Source organism: Stieleria neptunia (assembly GCF_007754155.1).
GTDB classification, from domain to species: domain Bacteria; phylum Planctomycetota; class Planctomycetia; order Pirellulales; family Pirellulaceae; genus Stieleria; species Stieleria neptunia.
The window spans coordinates 5,345,125-5,360,392 of the sequence record NZ_CP037423.1 but is presented as its reverse complement, the minus strand read 5'-3'; the positions used below and the strand labels follow the sequence as shown (position 1 = coordinate 5,360,392).

15 protein-coding genes are annotated in these 15,268 nt (G+C 57.1%); 8 read left to right on the top strand and 7 right to left on the bottom strand.

The annotated features are described in order from the left end of the window. Positions 1-34 precede the first annotated feature (34 nt). Complete coding sequence (locus Enr13x_RS18550; protein ID WP_145388447.1) at positions 35-1,132, top strand: calcium/sodium antiporter; 1,098 nt, start codon at positions 35-37, stop codon at positions 1,130-1,132. 67 nt (positions 1,133-1,199) lie between these two features. Then, positions 1,200-1,661, top strand: a complete 462-nt coding sequence (locus tag Enr13x_RS18545) for a MarR family winged helix-turn-helix transcriptional regulator (RefSeq protein WP_145388446.1) — start codon at positions 1,200-1,202, stop codon at positions 1,659-1,661. Positions 1,662-1,682: 21 nt separating this feature from the next. On the opposite strand, the gene Enr13x_RS18540 is transcribed toward Enr13x_RS18545, so the two are convergent. Then, entirely contained in the window at positions 1,683-2,654 is a 972-nt protein-coding gene (locus Enr13x_RS18540; protein WP_197456140.1) for an HDOD domain-containing protein, read from the bottom strand. A 564-nt stretch (positions 2,655-3,218) separates the two neighbouring features. Between Enr13x_RS18540 and Enr13x_RS18535 the strand changes: the two genes are divergently transcribed. Further along, the gene (locus Enr13x_RS18535; RefSeq protein WP_145388444.1) at positions 3,219-6,134 is read left to right on the top strand and encodes a thioredoxin family protein; all 2,916 of its coding nucleotides are present in this window, start codon (positions 3,219-3,221) and stop codon (positions 6,132-6,134) included. 190 nt (positions 6,135-6,324) lie between these two features. Here Enr13x_RS18535 and Enr13x_RS18530 read toward each other — a convergent pair whose 3' ends face one another. From Enr13x_RS18530 to Enr13x_RS39415, 3 genes are all read right to left on the bottom strand, one after another. Beyond that, a complete protein-coding gene (locus tag Enr13x_RS18530; RefSeq protein WP_145388443.1) occupies positions 6,325-6,756 on the bottom strand; it encodes a carboxypeptidase-like regulatory domain-containing protein in 432 nt (143 codons plus the stop codon). 54 nt (positions 6,757-6,810) lie between these two features. Further along, positions 6,811-7,881, bottom strand: coding sequence for a DUF1559 domain-containing protein (locus tag Enr13x_RS18525; protein WP_145388442.1), 1,071 nt, complete (start codon positions 7,879-7,881; stop codon positions 6,811-6,813). A gap of 116 nt (positions 7,882-7,997) precedes the next feature. Next, positions 7,998-8,123, bottom strand: a complete 126-nt coding sequence (locus tag Enr13x_RS39415) for a hypothetical protein (RefSeq protein ID WP_261344192.1) — start codon at positions 8,121-8,123, stop codon at positions 7,998-8,000. A 734-nt stretch (positions 8,124-8,857) separates the two neighbouring features. Between Enr13x_RS39415 and Enr13x_RS18520 the strand changes: the two genes are divergently transcribed. Further along, the gene (locus Enr13x_RS18520; RefSeq protein WP_145388441.1) at positions 8,858-9,463 is read left to right on the top strand and encodes an RNA polymerase sigma factor; all 606 of its coding nucleotides are present in this window, start codon (positions 8,858-8,860) and stop codon (positions 9,461-9,463) included. Further along, on the top strand, positions 9,460-11,667 hold the full coding sequence (locus tag Enr13x_RS18515; RefSeq protein ID WP_145388440.1) for a serine/threonine-protein kinase: 2,208 nt from the start codon (positions 9,460-9,462) through the stop codon (positions 11,665-11,667). The genes Enr13x_RS18520 and Enr13x_RS18515 overlap by 4 nt, the downstream gene beginning before the upstream one ends. 18 nt (positions 11,668-11,685) lie before the next feature. On the opposite strand, the gene Enr13x_RS18510 is transcribed toward Enr13x_RS18515, so the two are convergent. After that, the gene (locus Enr13x_RS18510; protein WP_231744368.1) at positions 11,686-12,921 is read right to left on the bottom strand and encodes an SGNH/GDSL hydrolase family protein; all 1,236 of its coding nucleotides are present in this window, start codon (positions 12,919-12,921) and stop codon (positions 11,686-11,688) included. Positions 12,922-12,989: 68 nt separating this feature from the next. Continuing rightward, positions 12,990-13,322: a winged helix-turn-helix transcriptional regulator gene (locus tag Enr13x_RS18505; protein WP_231744367.1), complete on the bottom strand. Its 333-nt coding sequence runs from the start codon at positions 13,320-13,322 to the stop codon at positions 12,990-12,992. Between the two features lie 144 nt (positions 13,323-13,466). Here Enr13x_RS18505 and Enr13x_RS18500 point away from each other — a divergent pair, with 144 nt between their 5' ends. Then, positions 13,467-13,703 (top strand): thioredoxin family protein, encoded by a 237-nt coding sequence (locus Enr13x_RS18500; protein WP_145388437.1) that lies wholly within the window; start codon positions 13,467-13,469, stop codon positions 13,701-13,703. 96 nt (positions 13,704-13,799) lie between these two features. Here Enr13x_RS18500 and Enr13x_RS38995 read toward each other — a convergent pair whose 3' ends face one another. Then, a complete protein-coding gene (locus Enr13x_RS38995) occupies positions 13,800-13,946 on the bottom strand; it encodes a hypothetical protein (protein ID WP_231744366.1) in 147 nt (48 codons plus the stop codon). On the opposite strand from Enr13x_RS38995, the gene Enr13x_RS39815 reads away from it, so the two are divergent. Further along, positions 13,945-14,088, top strand: coding sequence for a 3-alpha domain-containing protein (locus Enr13x_RS39815; protein WP_390621090.1), 144 nt, complete (start codon positions 13,945-13,947; stop codon positions 14,086-14,088). The genes Enr13x_RS38995 and Enr13x_RS39815 overlap by 2 nt on opposite strands. A 97-nt stretch (positions 14,089-14,185) precedes the next feature. Continuing rightward, complete coding sequence (locus Enr13x_RS18490; protein ID WP_145388436.1) at positions 14,186-15,115, top strand: hypothetical protein; 930 nt, start codon at positions 14,186-14,188, stop codon at positions 15,113-15,115. Positions 15,116-15,268: the final 153 nt, after the last annotated feature.

The following is a 15,268-nucleotide window of genomic DNA, read 5'->3' as shown; positions in this document are numbered from 1 at the left end:
TGCCGTTTGATCGCACCCTTTCCAAGGAAGTTCATTGGTCACCATTTTCTCTCTTGTGATGGGGTTGGTCCTCCTGACGATCGGGGCGGAGTTGTTGGTGCGTGGGGCATCGAAGTTGGCGCTCGCGGTCGGACTCTCACCGCTGGTGGTCGGGCTGACCGTGGTCGCGATCGGCACCAGTGCGCCGGAGTTGGTCGTCAGTCTGCAATCCACGTTGCGTGGACAGCCTGATGTGGCGATGGGAAACGTTTTGGGCAGCAATATCTTCAACGTGCTGTTCATCCTGGGCGTGTCGGCCCTGATCATCCCGCTGCGAGTCTCTCAACAACTGATTCGTTTTGATGTGCCGTTGATGATCGGCCTGTCCTTGCTAGTGTTGGCATTTTCCCTGGATGGACGGATCGGCCGAGTCGACGGAGTGATACTCGTCGCGGGGCTGATCGGGTACGAGGCATTGGCCGTCATCAAAGGCCGCAAGGAACAGGCCGGAATCATGGCGGAATACGAAGCGGAGTATGGAACCAGGCCGGCGAGGAACTCCGCGGGGCAGTTATTTCTGAGCGTGTTGGTGTTGATCGCCGGACTCGCGTTGCTGGTCTTGGGTGCCCGCTGGTTCGTGGACGCGGCGGTGCTGTTGGCCAGACAATTCGGAGTCTCGGAGTTGGTGATCGGGCTGACGATTGTGGCCGCGGGGACCTCGCTTCCCGAGGTGGCGACATCGATCGTGGCCGCGATTCGTGGGGAACGTGACATCGCGGTGGGAAACGTGGTCGGCAGCAACCTGTTCAATATCATGGGCGTGCTGGGGATATCGTCCCTCGTTTCCACCCAGGGCGTTGCGGTTTCGAACACCGCCATTGAACTGGATCTCCCGGTCATGGTCGCGGTCGCAGTGGCCTGTTTACCGATCTTCTTTACTGGTCATCTGATCGCCCGCTGGGAAGGCGGTCTGTTTCTTGCGTATTACGTCGCCTACACGGCATACCTGGTCACCGCGGCGACCGTGCCCGCCGTCAATCGCGCCTTTTCGATCGTCATGATCGGGTTCGTTATTCCGCTGACCGTGATCACGCTGGGGGTCGGAGTCGTCCGCTATCGACGCGAGTCATCTGCGACTGAATCCGACGCGTAGTTGTTTCCGCCATCGCTTGACGTGTAAACTAAACGCCGCAATCCAACACGATCCGCGAGAGGCAATCATGACAGGCGGCCGGTTACAGCGAGAGTTGAAGAAGAAGAAACCGTTTGCGTCACCCGAGCAGGAGGCGTTGCTGAACCTGATGCGGACCAGCGACCAGCTCCAAAACCGTTTCGGTCGTCTGTTCCGCCAGTTCGGGTTGACGGCGTCCCAGTACAACGTGCTGCGGATTCTGCGGGGCGAAGGCAAGCCGATGCCGTGTTTGGAAATCGCCGAACGGATGATTCAAGTGGTTCCGGCGATCACGGGATTGATCGACCGGCTTGAAAAACAGTCGATGGTCAGTCGGCGGCGCAGTACCGAAGATCGCCGTGTCGTGTTTGTCGAGATCACGAAGAAGGCGCGTGCCGTTCTGAAGAAGATGGACGGCCCGGTCGGTGATCTGCACAAACAATTGATGGGACACCTGACCCGCGCGGAACTCAAAGAGTTGAGCCGATTGTTGGAAAAGGCTCGGGAATGAACCCGATGCCGCCGGTTACGATCAGTCTTCGCCGAACACGGATCCGTACGAATCGAAGTCCAATGCGGTGGTCAGCGATGATTCCATGTACCGTTGGCGGGCCTGTTCCAATAACTCCTCTGGGTCGACTGGCATGTCCGCGTCGACACCGTAAACCTCCAGCTCTAGCTGAACTTCGTCGCGACACTCCAAGGCCAATTCAATGAATTCGTCGATCGTGACATTGAATCGGTCTTTTAGCCATCCGCGGCAGGCCGCAATCGATTCGTCTCCGGCGTACCAGAGTGCGTCGGTGATGAGCGTGCCGCCGTGGACGGCCACCGCGAGTGGATCTTCGAGGTCCGGGTTGAGATGGGTTCGAACGGCATCGCAAATCACGTCGGGAAACTGCCATTTGGACAGGACGCGTGCCCCGATGTCGACATGATCAATGTCGTATTCTCGTCGTTCTAAATGAACCAGACGCTGTCCTGAGGCGCTCCGGTACAGCGACAGGTGCTTTTCTCCTTCGACCTGTGCAAACACCAGCGTGCCCAGATGGCTGAGCAGCCCCGTCGTGTAGGCATCGTTGTGATCCACACCGTCCAAGTGGACGGCAAGTCGGCGGGCTGCCGCTGCGGTCGTCAATGCCTGTCGCCAAAAGTCGTTGTACAGCTCACGCGCGGCGCCGGTCGAAAACGCGTTGGCAATGCTGAACGTCATCGCGATCAAGCGAACGCTTCGTTCGCCTAATAGCGATACGGCTTGGTGCAGGTTGGTCACCGACGTTTTCAACCCGTAACGCGAGGAGTTGACGACATGCAACACGCGGCTGGACATCGCCGGATCGGCCCGGATGCAATCGACAATTTCGTGCAGACTGAAGTCATCGTTTTTGGTCAGCTGTAGCAGCGATTGCGCCACTTCGGGAGGGGAATGGAGCAATTCAGGGCGGTCAATCAACGCCTCGATTCGCTCAATGGTGCTCGAACCGGTCATGGTTTGGCGAGTCATGCAACGTTTTCCAATCTTTTCACGAAGTGCTTTCATCGACGATTACATCAATCCGCGTCTGTTAGGGCGCGTACGCAAATCTAGTTCAGGACTATCCACCTCGATCAATTGAACTGCGGGATTGCGGTGAAACGCCGGACGGTATGGGGAAAACCCTCGTGGTTGTTGCGCCGCTGGCGCCGTTGCGGCAACTCAGTTGCCCAGCGTCGCAGTGAATGTTAGCGGCAGGGCGCAAGCCCTCCGGTCTCGCGGAACCGGACGGCTGGCGGGCTGTTGTTCTTGTGAGCCGCGGGCGGGTCAGCGGCCGGGCACTGCGACGCTGCCCGAGGCCTGACGGCCAGCGGCTCACCATTGACTCAGTAGATCCCGACTCAATCGACGGACGGCTCACGCCGTTCCGCTAACACCTGCGCGGAACCGGAGGGCTGGTGCCGCTCTGCTCCAACGCCCGGTTGTTCGCGGGGGGGCAAAGCTGCCCCAAAACTTGCAGTCCGGTTGGGACGTGCGTTATACAGGTCCATTTGAGTCTTGGGACAAACTGATTCACCCTCGGAAGATTCTGCAATGACCAACCGAAAAGCATCCATCATCCAGGGCGTTTTCGTCTTGGGATCCGCGTTGGCGATCGCGTTGACGTTCACCGCGGTGCCGACGTATGGCGATGGCACGCAGCGTGTGCCCGATTGGATTCGAGGCAGCGGCGACACCCTGGAAATGCGACTCCGCGGCAAAATCAACGACAAAGATGGTCAATCGGTCCATGACGCGGCGGTGCGGATCAACATCACTTACAACGATCAGGTGTTTGAGACGTTGACGCCCGATGTCAAAGACGGCGGCTTTGAAGTCTGGCTGCCGGTGAACAAACACCGCTGGTACAGCATCGTGATCGATGCGACTTGCCGGGACGGAAGCCGAGCCCACGAGATGATTGTTCGAAATCAATTGCGACAACGGGTGATCGATGGCGTGACGCTGCAAGCCGAACGTCCCAGTCGCTCCGTCACGTTCTTGCTGCAACACGCCGGTCAAGGCGTCGCGAATGCCAAGCTGCGGGCGAAAGTCAGCAGAGGTATCGAATTGTTCGCGACAGCCGACGATGATGGCAACGCCGAGTTGGATCTATTACCGCAGGAAGAACTGTTGGCCGTGACCGCTTGGTCGCAGAAAGAACTGATCGGCGGATACCAGTTCTCTCGCAAACCGATGCGTGATCCGCAGGCGGCCAGTCATACGGTTGACCTGTTCAAGTGCAAACCGTGTCCGATCACGATCAAGGACACCGACGGACAACCCGTCCCTGGCGTTGAACTTGATCTCCAGGTCGCAACCGCACCGCCGGAATACAATTTTATTGGGGCTCCCGACGATGTCGATTTGGTTACCGACCAGCGTGGTGTCGCGGTCTATCCGTATTTTCCACAGATCGACGCGCCCTACACCGACGTCGACCTGCACCACAATGGCTGGCATCGGGTCGAAAGCAAGTTCGAGGAGAATCGATTTGAGATGACGGTGAAAAAGTCGGTCGGTCGAGCAACCATCGCTGGACATGTTTCCGGTGACGCCGTGTTCCGCGGTGGTTTCGATGTCCGGCTCGGCACGTTTCAAGCCGAAGAGGAGGGGCGGATCGACTTTGTCTTTACCACGACCAACCCGGACGGCAGCTTCACGGCCGATGTGTTGCCCGATGCCACCTATTGTGTCTACGTCAACGATGAACAATGGGTCACGCAAACGATTGATTTGATTCCCTATGAATCAGACTCGCAAAAGACGAACACGCTCGCGTTAAACTTGGGCAAGGGAATTCCGGTTCGGGTTCGCTTGACCGCTGGTGATGACGCGACACCCATGCAAGGCGTCCGTGTGCTGTTCCGGTCCAAGCATCCGTTCACTTGGCGAGAAAACGGAGAGAAGCGATCGGGAAGCCTGGGACGGGACTCGGACGGACACACCGACGGTCAGGGAATCGTGCGAATGCTTGTTCCAGCGGGCAAATTGGAAGTCAACGCGATGTCGTCCGACTGGCGGGCGAACCAAAAAATCGTCGTGGAGCCGGATGCGAAGAACGAAATCCATCTTCACCGAGAACTCGCCAAAGCGGTCGCGGTTGGCGGAACAATCGTCCCGTGGAGCGATGCCGTCGAGCTGAACGACGCGAGCGTTCGAATCGGAGCCATCGACGGGCAATCCGGTGACGAATTTTCCTTCAAGACCGACAGCGGCGGCAGATTTGAATTCGAAACCAAGGCCACCAAATTGGCCGCCGTCGCGTTTTCAGCCGACAAACAATTTGCCGGATCGGTTGTCATCAACGATCTAAAGCAGCCGGTTCAGATCCAACTCTATCCGACCAAGTCGTTTCGCGGCCAGGTCCTTGACGGACAAGGTCAGCCGGTCGCGGGGCATCCGGTCCGCGCTTCGATCCGTGTCTCCGACGGCACCGTGTTCGGCAGCGGTTACCCGACCACATTTTTTCTGCCTTCGATTGAGCAAGTCACCAATCAGCAGGGACGCTATCGTTTCGATGCATTGCCGTGCAAGACAGAGATCTTGGTCAGGACCGATCCGCTCGACCATGCCCCCAATCAATTTCGATCGATTGACACCATTTATCTGTTGCCCGACGACGAACGCGAGGAGGTCGTCACACGGTTGGGGGCGACAGAGTCACCGGCCGAACGAAAGACACTGGCCGAACGATTTCAAATCACCCAGCGCGATTGTGAACTGGGAAACTATCGTCAAATGGTGATTGTCGCCGACACTGACGACCCCACCGTGAAAGCATTCATCGACGACGCTTTATTGGACTATTCACGGCAGCGAAAAGTCACCAGCTTCATGCAATTGCATGTCACCCCGGACGACTTGAATGATCCCCGAAATCGAAAATTTGCCGAGCAAATGAAGTGGCCCTCTGTTTCCCAGGGTGTCGTTTTTGTTTGCGCCTACGATGTCAATGGAAAAGAACTCACGCGGTCCTTGTTCGACGCCGAGGATGACCAAGCCGCATCGGCGGCAGACGAATTGATCGAACAACATGCGCCCGATCAGCAAGACGCGAAATTGAAATGGGACAAAGCATTCAAGTTAGCGATTGAAACCGATCGTCGCGTTTGGATTCGCACCGGACAACGCTACTGTGGCCCCTGTTTCCGACTCAGTCGCTGGATCGACGATCACCGCGAAGTGCTTGCAAAAGACTTCGTGCTGGTCAAAATCGATGACGTGCGAGACCGACACGGATCCGAAGTGGCCGCGTTGTTGGCCAATGGCCGACGGGTCGGAGTTCCCTTTCACGCCATCTATGATGCCGAGGGCGGATGGATCACCGACAGCTATGGTCCGATCGGCAACATCGGGTTCATGTCAGGCGTCGAAGGGAAACGACACTTCCGAGAGATGCTGCAAGCAGCCTGCCGCAACATCACTCCGGAGGAAGTTGCGGCGTTGATCGAAAGTCTCGACGACTGACCCGCCCGATTGTTTCCGCCTATTTTGACCAATCCCTTTTTTGACCAATCACTCTTCAAATCGACGATGCCCGCAGCTCCTCGTTGACGTTTGCCCCAAACATCAAGTCGACCGAGCACAAAAACAACCGCCGCCCTGTCCTACCATGAAGACGGGCGGCGGTGGATCGGAGTGAGTTTGGGCAGCGGACTCAGCTTTGGGCTTCGACCAATTTAAAGTCGACTTGGTTTTCGCCGGCGACGACTTCGATGGTCGACGGTTCCAGTGTGACCTCGCCCTTGGGTTTGCCCTTGCCCTTGGGACGAACCAGTCCGGGATCGCCGGGTTTTGCCTTGGCGATTTCGAAACGGATGCGGTGTTTACCGGGAACAGCGCCCGGCACGTTGGGCAGGTAGTACGCGGTGTAGCGTCCCTGTTCATCCGTCAGCGCCAACGACGGTCGACCGCCGGCGCTGGGGATAAATTCGATACTGCCGTTCTTGATCGGTTCTCCGTCCATCGTCAAAACACCGGTGACTTGACCGAGTTTGGGTGAGGAATCGCATCCGGTCTGCAGGCACGCCAGGACCAGGATGGCGGCCGCCCAGCGGAGCGGCCGGCGAAATGTCGAATGATACGTCATCGTTGTTCTCTGTTTGGTAATGGTTGAATTCCGTTCTGTCATCCTTTGCATGGACTACTGCACCCACTCCTGGTCGAACACGTAACGGTCCGAGCGACCGCACAATGCGGTGAAGATGTTGTCAAAGTCGATGCTGTCGGTGATGAAACGAACCGAACCGTCGCCCATGGTGAACTGCACCCCGCCGACGTGCTGCGAGCGGAACCCGTTGTGCAAGGTGTGTTCCATGTTCTGAGTCCAGTTTCCCGAAAACAGGCTGTTGTTCGGATAACGCGGCACCGTGACATTGGCGGTCTTGCCGTGAAAGGCACCCCAGGCATAGTGCATCGGACGAGCGGCCCAGAAGCCTCCCGGACCACGCCCGGGACGCGAGTCTTCTTGAGTGCCGTCAAAGTGCTGCAGGAAGGCACCGTGCTCCCCGACCGCAATCGTGTTGCTCAATCCGTCCAAGACGCTGGAGAATCGACGCTCTCGGAAACGGTTGTTCAACATCGACAGGAAGCCATCGTCTTGCAACCATCCCCATGACCAGGTCGCGGTGTTGGCGTAGTAGCGATCCCAAGAGAAGACGTTCGATCCCGGGGGGTTGTAGTATCCGACCGATGCGACGTAGTCGGGAATCTGGACTTCGTAGGTGTCCGGTGCATCCGGATCAAAGTCTTTGGTCGCGTCGCTGGTTTCCTGAATGCGAAATCGTTCCAGGGCGCTGGAGGGGCAGTTGTAGGTCGGAACGTTGGTTCGAGACATCAGTTCCCAGTTGCGGTTGGGAAGGATTGAGTCTTCGCTGAAGTCGGTGCCTTCATAAATGATTGCATCCGCTGCCGACGACTGCTCCAGTTGTGGCAGAATCACCGTTAACCAGGAAACGCCCGAGTGCGGACGTCCCGTCGACGGCAGATCGGTTCGCAGTCCATGGTTGGCCGGCATTTGACGAAACGTGTCATGATAGTTGTGGATCGCCAACCCGATCTGTTTCATGTTGTTGGAGCACTGCATCCGCCGTGCTGCTTCGCGGGCAGCTTGCACTGCGGGGAGCAGCAGACCGACCATGACGCCAATGATGGCAATCACGACCAACAACTCAACCAGTGTGAAGGCGGAACGCTTGTGAGTGAGATTTCTCATCGCTTAAAAGTTTGCATTGTGAAGGAGGCAGGATTCGAGTGAGCCGGTAAGCAACGTGCAAATTGACTCTTCGATGCCTGACCTCTCCAGGCAAACCTCATACCGGTGTCGTAAATTCAATTCAGCAGAATCTGTGTTTCGGCGGCGGTGTGAACGAATCGAACAGCAATGACCTGCAAGGTGAAATGTTCGCCCATATCAACTTGAGCCGTTTCGGAAAATTCTTCGATCGTTAACGGCATTCGCCAACATGTCGCATCCTAAAAATGAGCATTCGCCTCGATCGTGAGCACACACAATTAGCATCAGGCCCTCCACTGGCGTGTAAGCAATGTGTTCCGTAGCAGGAGCTTGGTGACAGGGTTGCAACGAGGCATGGAGCACCACCACTGATCGTCGAGATGGCAACACAGAAATGTCTTCTTGCACGCCTGCATCCATCTCAAACGCTGTGCACCTTTCAACAACGACGCCTATTCTTGATGCGTCTCACTTCCCAATCTCGGGACGCATCAGCATGTTGCGATAACGCGGTGTGCGCGTTCGTCGGTACAAAGGATTGATCGCGCACATTGCGTTGAAAGTAGAGATTTCAAGAATTGGTTGACATATCCATTATTTGCACAAAAAGGGGTTGCAGCGCCTGAATGCTGTGACCCCGTCCGGGGTCGATCCGCAATCGATTTCGGGATTCCGGTGGTGCGCTAAGGCGACCACCGGCTACTTGCTGCAACCCCTCTCGGGGTACAAGCTGCTCCGCAAGCGGATTGAGTCCGCGAGATGTGGCCAACTCCGCTATCGATGGAGGTAGAATCCAGGTTTTGCGGCCCCGACAGGATCAAGACGTCGCGAGGATTTCCTTGCCGATGACGTGCTTCCGGAAGATGGATTTTAATCGTGGTCTCCATTTTGAGGTTTTTGGGAAGTTTGGTGTGACAAGCCGTAGCGGCCTGTGTTTGGCTGGTAGGAGAAATCGATGTTGCAAGGTCCGGAAACACGAGCGTCACTGATCGGCAAGCTGAACCAACCGGCTTCGGAAGAGGTTTGGATGGAGTTTGTCACGATCTACCGGCCGCTGGTGGTTCGGGTGGGGTTGGCGAAGGGCCTGCAACACGCCGACGCTGAAGATTTGGCGCAAGACGTGTTTGCGGCCGTGCGACGGTCTCTGGGGACCTTCACCAAACGCGGTCAGGGGTCGTTTCGAGCGTGGTTGTTCCGCATCACCCGTAATCTGGTCGTCAATCACTTGACGCGATCCAAGGGGCCGGTGGGGTCGGGCGACAGCCAGATGAACCGGTTGTTGATGCAGCAACCGGATCGTCAAAACGAAACGGCCACGTTGTTCGATCACGAACTCCGTCGTCAGCAATTTCACCTTGCGGCCGAACGGGTGCGTCCGAAATTCGAACCCGCCACCTGGCTAGCGTTTTGGAGGACGGCGGTCGGGGGCGAATCGATCTCTACCGTCGCGTCGTCGCTCGGAAAGTCCGAGGGCGCCGTTCGAATGGCAAAGTGCCGCGTGTTTGCACGTTTGCAACAAGAAGCTCAACAACTTTCCGGCCTGTGGGAGACCGACGGATGATTGCACGTATTCATTACGACCGCGAAACGCTCGACGAATTTTTGCACGATCGTCTCGCAGCAGGCACCGAAGAAGTCACCCGGCACATCGAGTCGTGCGACGATTGCCAGTCCATCATCGAGGACATGGCGGAAGCAAACTTGACCTGGCAAGATGCCGCGGAGTTGCTGCGCGACGCCCCGCAAGACTTCCTGAATTGCGCCGCAGACTTCCCGATCGGCGCCGCAACGGACGCGAGCTCGGCGGACCGTCCGAGGGGCCAACCCGATGCCGTTTCTTTTCTCGAACCGTCGGACGATCTCGAATCGATCGGGCGTTTTGCACGCTATGAGATCATACGAGTTCTCGGCCGCGGCGGCATGGGGATTGTGATGCAGGCCATGGACACTTCACTGGGGCGACTCTGTGCCGTGAAAGTCTTGGCCCCCGAATTGGCCTGTTCCGCCGCCGCTCGCCAACGGTTTTCGCGCGAGGCGAAGAGTGCCGCGGCGGTCGTCCACCCGCACGTTGTTCCGATTCAAACGGTCGATGAACACGAAGGGCTTCCCTATTTGGTCATGCCCGTTGTGGAAGGTCCCAGTCTGCAACAGCGGGTGGACCAAAACGGTCCGCTTTCGCTGATCGAAACGGTCCGAATTGCGGCTCAGATTGCCGACGGTCTTTCCGCCGCACACCAGCAGAGTCTGGTTCACCGCGATATCAAACCCGCAAATATCCTATTGGAGAACGGAGTCGAACGCGTCCAAATCACAGATTTTGGTCTGGCCCGAGCGGTGGACGACGCCAGCATGACACGCAGTGGCGTGATCGCGGGAACGCCACAATACATGTCGCCCGAACAAGCCCACGGGGATTCGATCGACCACCGCAGTGATCTGTTCTCACTCGGCAGTGTCATGTACTTCATGCTCACCGGTCGTAGTCCGTTTCGCGCCGAGACGACGATGGGGGTGCTCAATCGAATCGGCAATGACGACCCGAGATCGCTGCGGGAGATCAATGCCGACGTTCCCGAGTGGCTCGAAGCGATCGTGATGCGACTACTCAGCAAGGACGCCGACGGACGTTATCAAAGTTCATCGGAACTGGCTCAGCTGTTGAAAGGCTGGCAAGCCCATTTGCTCGATCCGACACGGGCCGACGCGCCAGAGCCCCAACGCCCCACAAGCCTACGGACGAACGTCTCAGGCAGCGGTCGCAAGTTCGGCAACAAATTGCCGTGGATCCTTGCCGCGGGAATGTTCGGGTTTTTGGTTTGGGCGGCAACCCTCATCATCTTGCAGACCGACCACGGGACATTGCGGATCGAAAGCAGCACGGACGAGAATCTGCCGATTGTGATCCGGAAAGGTGATGAAATCGTCGACGAGGTAACGGTGACCCGAGAGGGCGCATCGATCCAGGTGAAATCAGGCATCTACATCGTTGAAATTGCTGGCGATGTGGATGGTTTCGAGATCCAGAACGATTCGGTGGTGATCAAACGCGGGGCGACTCAAGTGGCCAAGATTATCGAAACGAAATCCGTTGGCGACCCACAGACTGATGTGATCTCGCAAATGCCCGATCGATCAGAGCCGCCCAAGCTGTCACCGTTCACACGGATGGAGTTCCGAGGTCAACAGGTCCTCGTCACGTATCGCTCTGAACAATTCGAACTGCTCGAGATCGACGGCTTCGCGATCCAAGATCTGGTCAAACAAACGAAGCAAGCTTTTGGTCAGAAATGGAAGAAGCGATTGAGTGAAGACCTGGTCGAGGTGTTTTGGAAACTGGGACATCTTCCCGAGGAGTCTGTTCATCTCAAACTGAAGCGACTTGATTCCGGGAAAGTGGTGTCTGGCGATGCGAAGATGACCGAAGCGAATCGCCAGGCACTCTATCGTGACAACGCCCACAACCAACCGGTGGGGCGCAGTGTTGAGGACTATTACAAAACGGTTCTGTCGGGCAATACATCCGTCAAAGCGGACGCCGTGCCGCTCGACGAGTTCCTGGAGAAGCTTTCCGAGCAGCATCGGATTCCAATCATCTTGGACCAGAATAATTTGAAGCGAGCCGGCATCACCACGAATACGGCAGTCAGCATTGAAATGCAGAACGTCAGTCTGCGGATGGTGCTGAACATCGCCCTGGCGAAAGTCGGCTGTAAATACGAAGTGAAAAACGAGATCATCCGCGTCTTTGCCGCACCGAAACCGTAACGCCCGATCAAATCTCCGTCACTCTTCCAAGTCGCCGATCAACATCAGCGACGAAGCGTACCAGGTGTGCTGTTTGTACTTGTCAGGCTTGGCATCAAAATCGGCTCGATTGCGTTCAAACAAAATCTCTCGCTTGTCCAGCCGTTGCGGTGTCAATTGAATCTCGACGCTGTGCCGGCCGGGGGCGAGTTTCGAGCCGATCGTCAACGTCGCCATCCGGTGGTAGGTGCAATAGCCATCGATGCGGTTGCGGGTGACTTCGTCGCCGTCGATCTGGACGCGGACCTGACCGCCATCGGGTCCCAACACGTCAAACAGAGCGGCGTGCGTGCCTTCGAACGTGAATGCCAACGTCGCACCCGGTGCGTCAGCTTGATAGAGCTCGGGCATGTTACGCCTAAATCGCTTGGCCAGCGCATGATCCGCGGGAAGCTTGGTCCAGTTCCCGGTCAACATCTCGGGGTTAATGGCCACCATTTTGGCTCGTTCCCAGTTGTCCTCGCGAAGGGGGGCGATCAAGGCATGGGTTTGCGGGGCATCGTCGGCCGCGGTGAACTTCGGCCAAGATCGCGCGATCGCTTCGGTATAGAGACGGTGCCCGGTTTCGACATGCGGATGAACGCCATCGGTTGAGAAGACCATCGGTTCGGAATCGATGTCCTTTGGTTTCGGGGCTTTGAAAATCAGCTTTCCCGCCGACTCCAAACGAGCGACTTCGACGCCGAAAAGAATCGAAGGGATCGAATAGTGATCGGCCAAGTCTTCCATGGCGCTGGCGGCACGAGGCATCTTGCCGGACTGCAGATCGGGCAGCATCGCTTGCGTGAGCGTGTAGACAAAACAAATGTCGGTTTTCGGATTGGACGCCCAGGTTTGACGCACGATGCCTTCCATTGATTGATGGATGCGTTCCGGGGCGGCTCCGCCGTCGTTGACCGCAAATTCCACGAACAGCAAATCCGGTTGGTGCTGCAACGCATCTCGCTGCAGACGAAACACGCCCAGGTCCGAGCCCGTGCCACCGATCGCCGCGTGGATCTCGTTGACGGTCGCATCGGGGTATCGCTCCTGAAGCCACTGTCGCGATTGAACGCGCCAACCCGGCGCGGCGGTGATGCTGCCACCGAGGTACGCCACGCGAACCGTCTCGCCGGCCTGGACTTTGGCGATGAAATTCGGCAGTCCCTGGCGTGGAATGCATTCAACGGCATCGCGAAGCGGGAATTCACCGCGAGCCGCAACGGCGGTGGACAACAAAACGGTGGCGAGACAAAGGAAACGAATGGATAGGCGCATAGCAGTGGTGAAAAACAGGGATGAAATCAATTCGTGGGCGTTGCTTCGCGATCGAATTCTTCTTGCAACTGAGACACTTGATCGAGAATCTCGACGAATCGCAGCCCGAACGGTGTCAGACTGTACTCGACTCTCGGCGGGACTTCCGGGAAACTGTTTTTTTCTGTGATCCCGAAACGCACGAGCTTGACGAGCCGTTCATTCAAGACCTTGGTGGTCAGCCCGTCGGCGGTGCGCTCGAGTTGTCCGGGACGCTTCACGCCCTGACGGATCTGGGACAAGACATGCAACGTCCACTTGCAGCCGACGCATTGCTCAAAAATCTCTGTCACCGATGGATGTGAATTCTCGTTGCTCACCGCAAACCTTACCATTTAGTGCCTACCGTACCAAAAAGTGCTCGGTTGATCGCTTCTTTGCCAAGCCTATTCTGCTGCTATCGACGCCGATCGGCAACGTGAGCCGACGGCGCAAGTTACGATGACTTTTTAGGAACCGAAGCCATGAAAACCAAAGCCCAATTCTACCACGCCGGATGTCCCGTTTGCGTTGCCGCCGAGCAGTCCGTTGCCGAAGCCCTCGATCCCGCCCGCTTTGATGTCGAAATCGTACACTTGGGTGAGACCACAGATCGGCTGCCGGAAGCAGAATCAGCGGGTGTGAAGTCGGTCCCCGCCTTGGTGATCAACGGGCAGCCGTTCCATATTAACCATGGAGCCGATCTGTCGGCGCTCAAGTAAGCGATACGTCGAATGGTACTCGGACAAATCGAATCGATACAGGTCGGTCGCCCTCGCCGCTTTGACGGCGAGGGCGATTCTGCCAAGCCTTGGACCTCAGCAATTCGCAAGCAATCGGTCGTTGGAAAGATCAACGTTGGCGCGACCAACATCGACGGCGACGAACAGGCCGACCTGAAGCATCACGGTGGTCCTGACAAGGCCGTACCCCGAGTTTACCGTCGCATGGGCATTGTCGGTCATGTACGCCAAGCCACGGTCCAGCGAAGACGACAGACGTCTTTCGGAATGTGCCGCCCTCTCAGCCTCGTGGAAGCGAACTTTGCACAATCGGGCATGGAGCGGGATCGAACGCGATGCGTCGTCCCGGCTGTTTGGCGACTAGTGCTGCGTCTAAATCAGAAAACTGGTTGCCCGACCGAAGCAGCATTCAATGCGGGAGCCGTGGTATGTTGTAGCGACATTTCGCTCTCCACACAGAAATGAGATCCAGTATGTATCGTGTGTTCTTCGTTTGTGCCGCCGTGACGGCGTTGACCGCTGTCGCGACTTTTACGAATCAACTTCACGCCGACGATGCGACCGACAATCGCGAACAGGAACGTAAGGTGCGTCTGGAGTACCTGACGCAAAAGGCGAAGGAATTCAAAATGTCGCCCGCCAGCCGGCAAGACCGGTTGCTTTCATTCGAAGAACGTCCCGTCTTGCGATACACCAACCCCGTTCGCAACTTCTTCACCGACGGCGTGGTGTTTCTGTGGAGGCACGATTCAAAACCGGATCTCCCGGGCGCACCGGCACTGCTGGGCGCACCGGCACTGCTGGGCGCACCGGCACTGCTGGGCGCACCGGCACTGCTGGGCGCACTGTCGGTACGGGGAAATGGGGACGTGTTCTGTGAATTCGCATCGCTGACATCGTCGCCGCTGCATTGCGATCTCGGTCTGCGACGGACTTGGACCCCTGAAAAAACGACTCAGGTTGACGTTCCCTTGAAAGTGCAGATCTCAAACGTCAACGACGAGCGACGTCAATTGCTTGCGATGCGTCAGCTGATCCGTCGATTCTCAGTGCGGATGTCTGAAGCCGACAACCCAGAACAGAAAAAGGAGTTGCGCCGATTGAGCAATCCGTTGGTCCAGTGGTCGGATTCAGCCAGCGGATCGTCGGCGATGTGTTTCGGATTTGCCGAGACCAATGACCCAGAGGCGTTAGTCCTACTCCGTTACACCCCCAACTCGAATGCAAAGGGTGGCTCTTGGACTTACACGCTTTCGCGAATGACATCGCGGCCGCTGGTTTTCGAGTTGGATCAGCAGGCGATTCATGAAGTCAAAGCCTATTGGAAGAACCCCCAATCCGACAACGACAGTTACCTGGAACGGCGACTGGGAGAGTATTCAGCGGAATAAGATCGTAGCAACCAACCAGCGGATGCCGATGGCGTCAAGTTGGCAGAGGGGTGATGACGTTGAAAGCGATCGAGCGACGGACGACTGGCACATTGAACAAGAGGACCTGATGAGACAGAGCTTGCAAAATCTACGACTTCCCCGGCCGGTCTT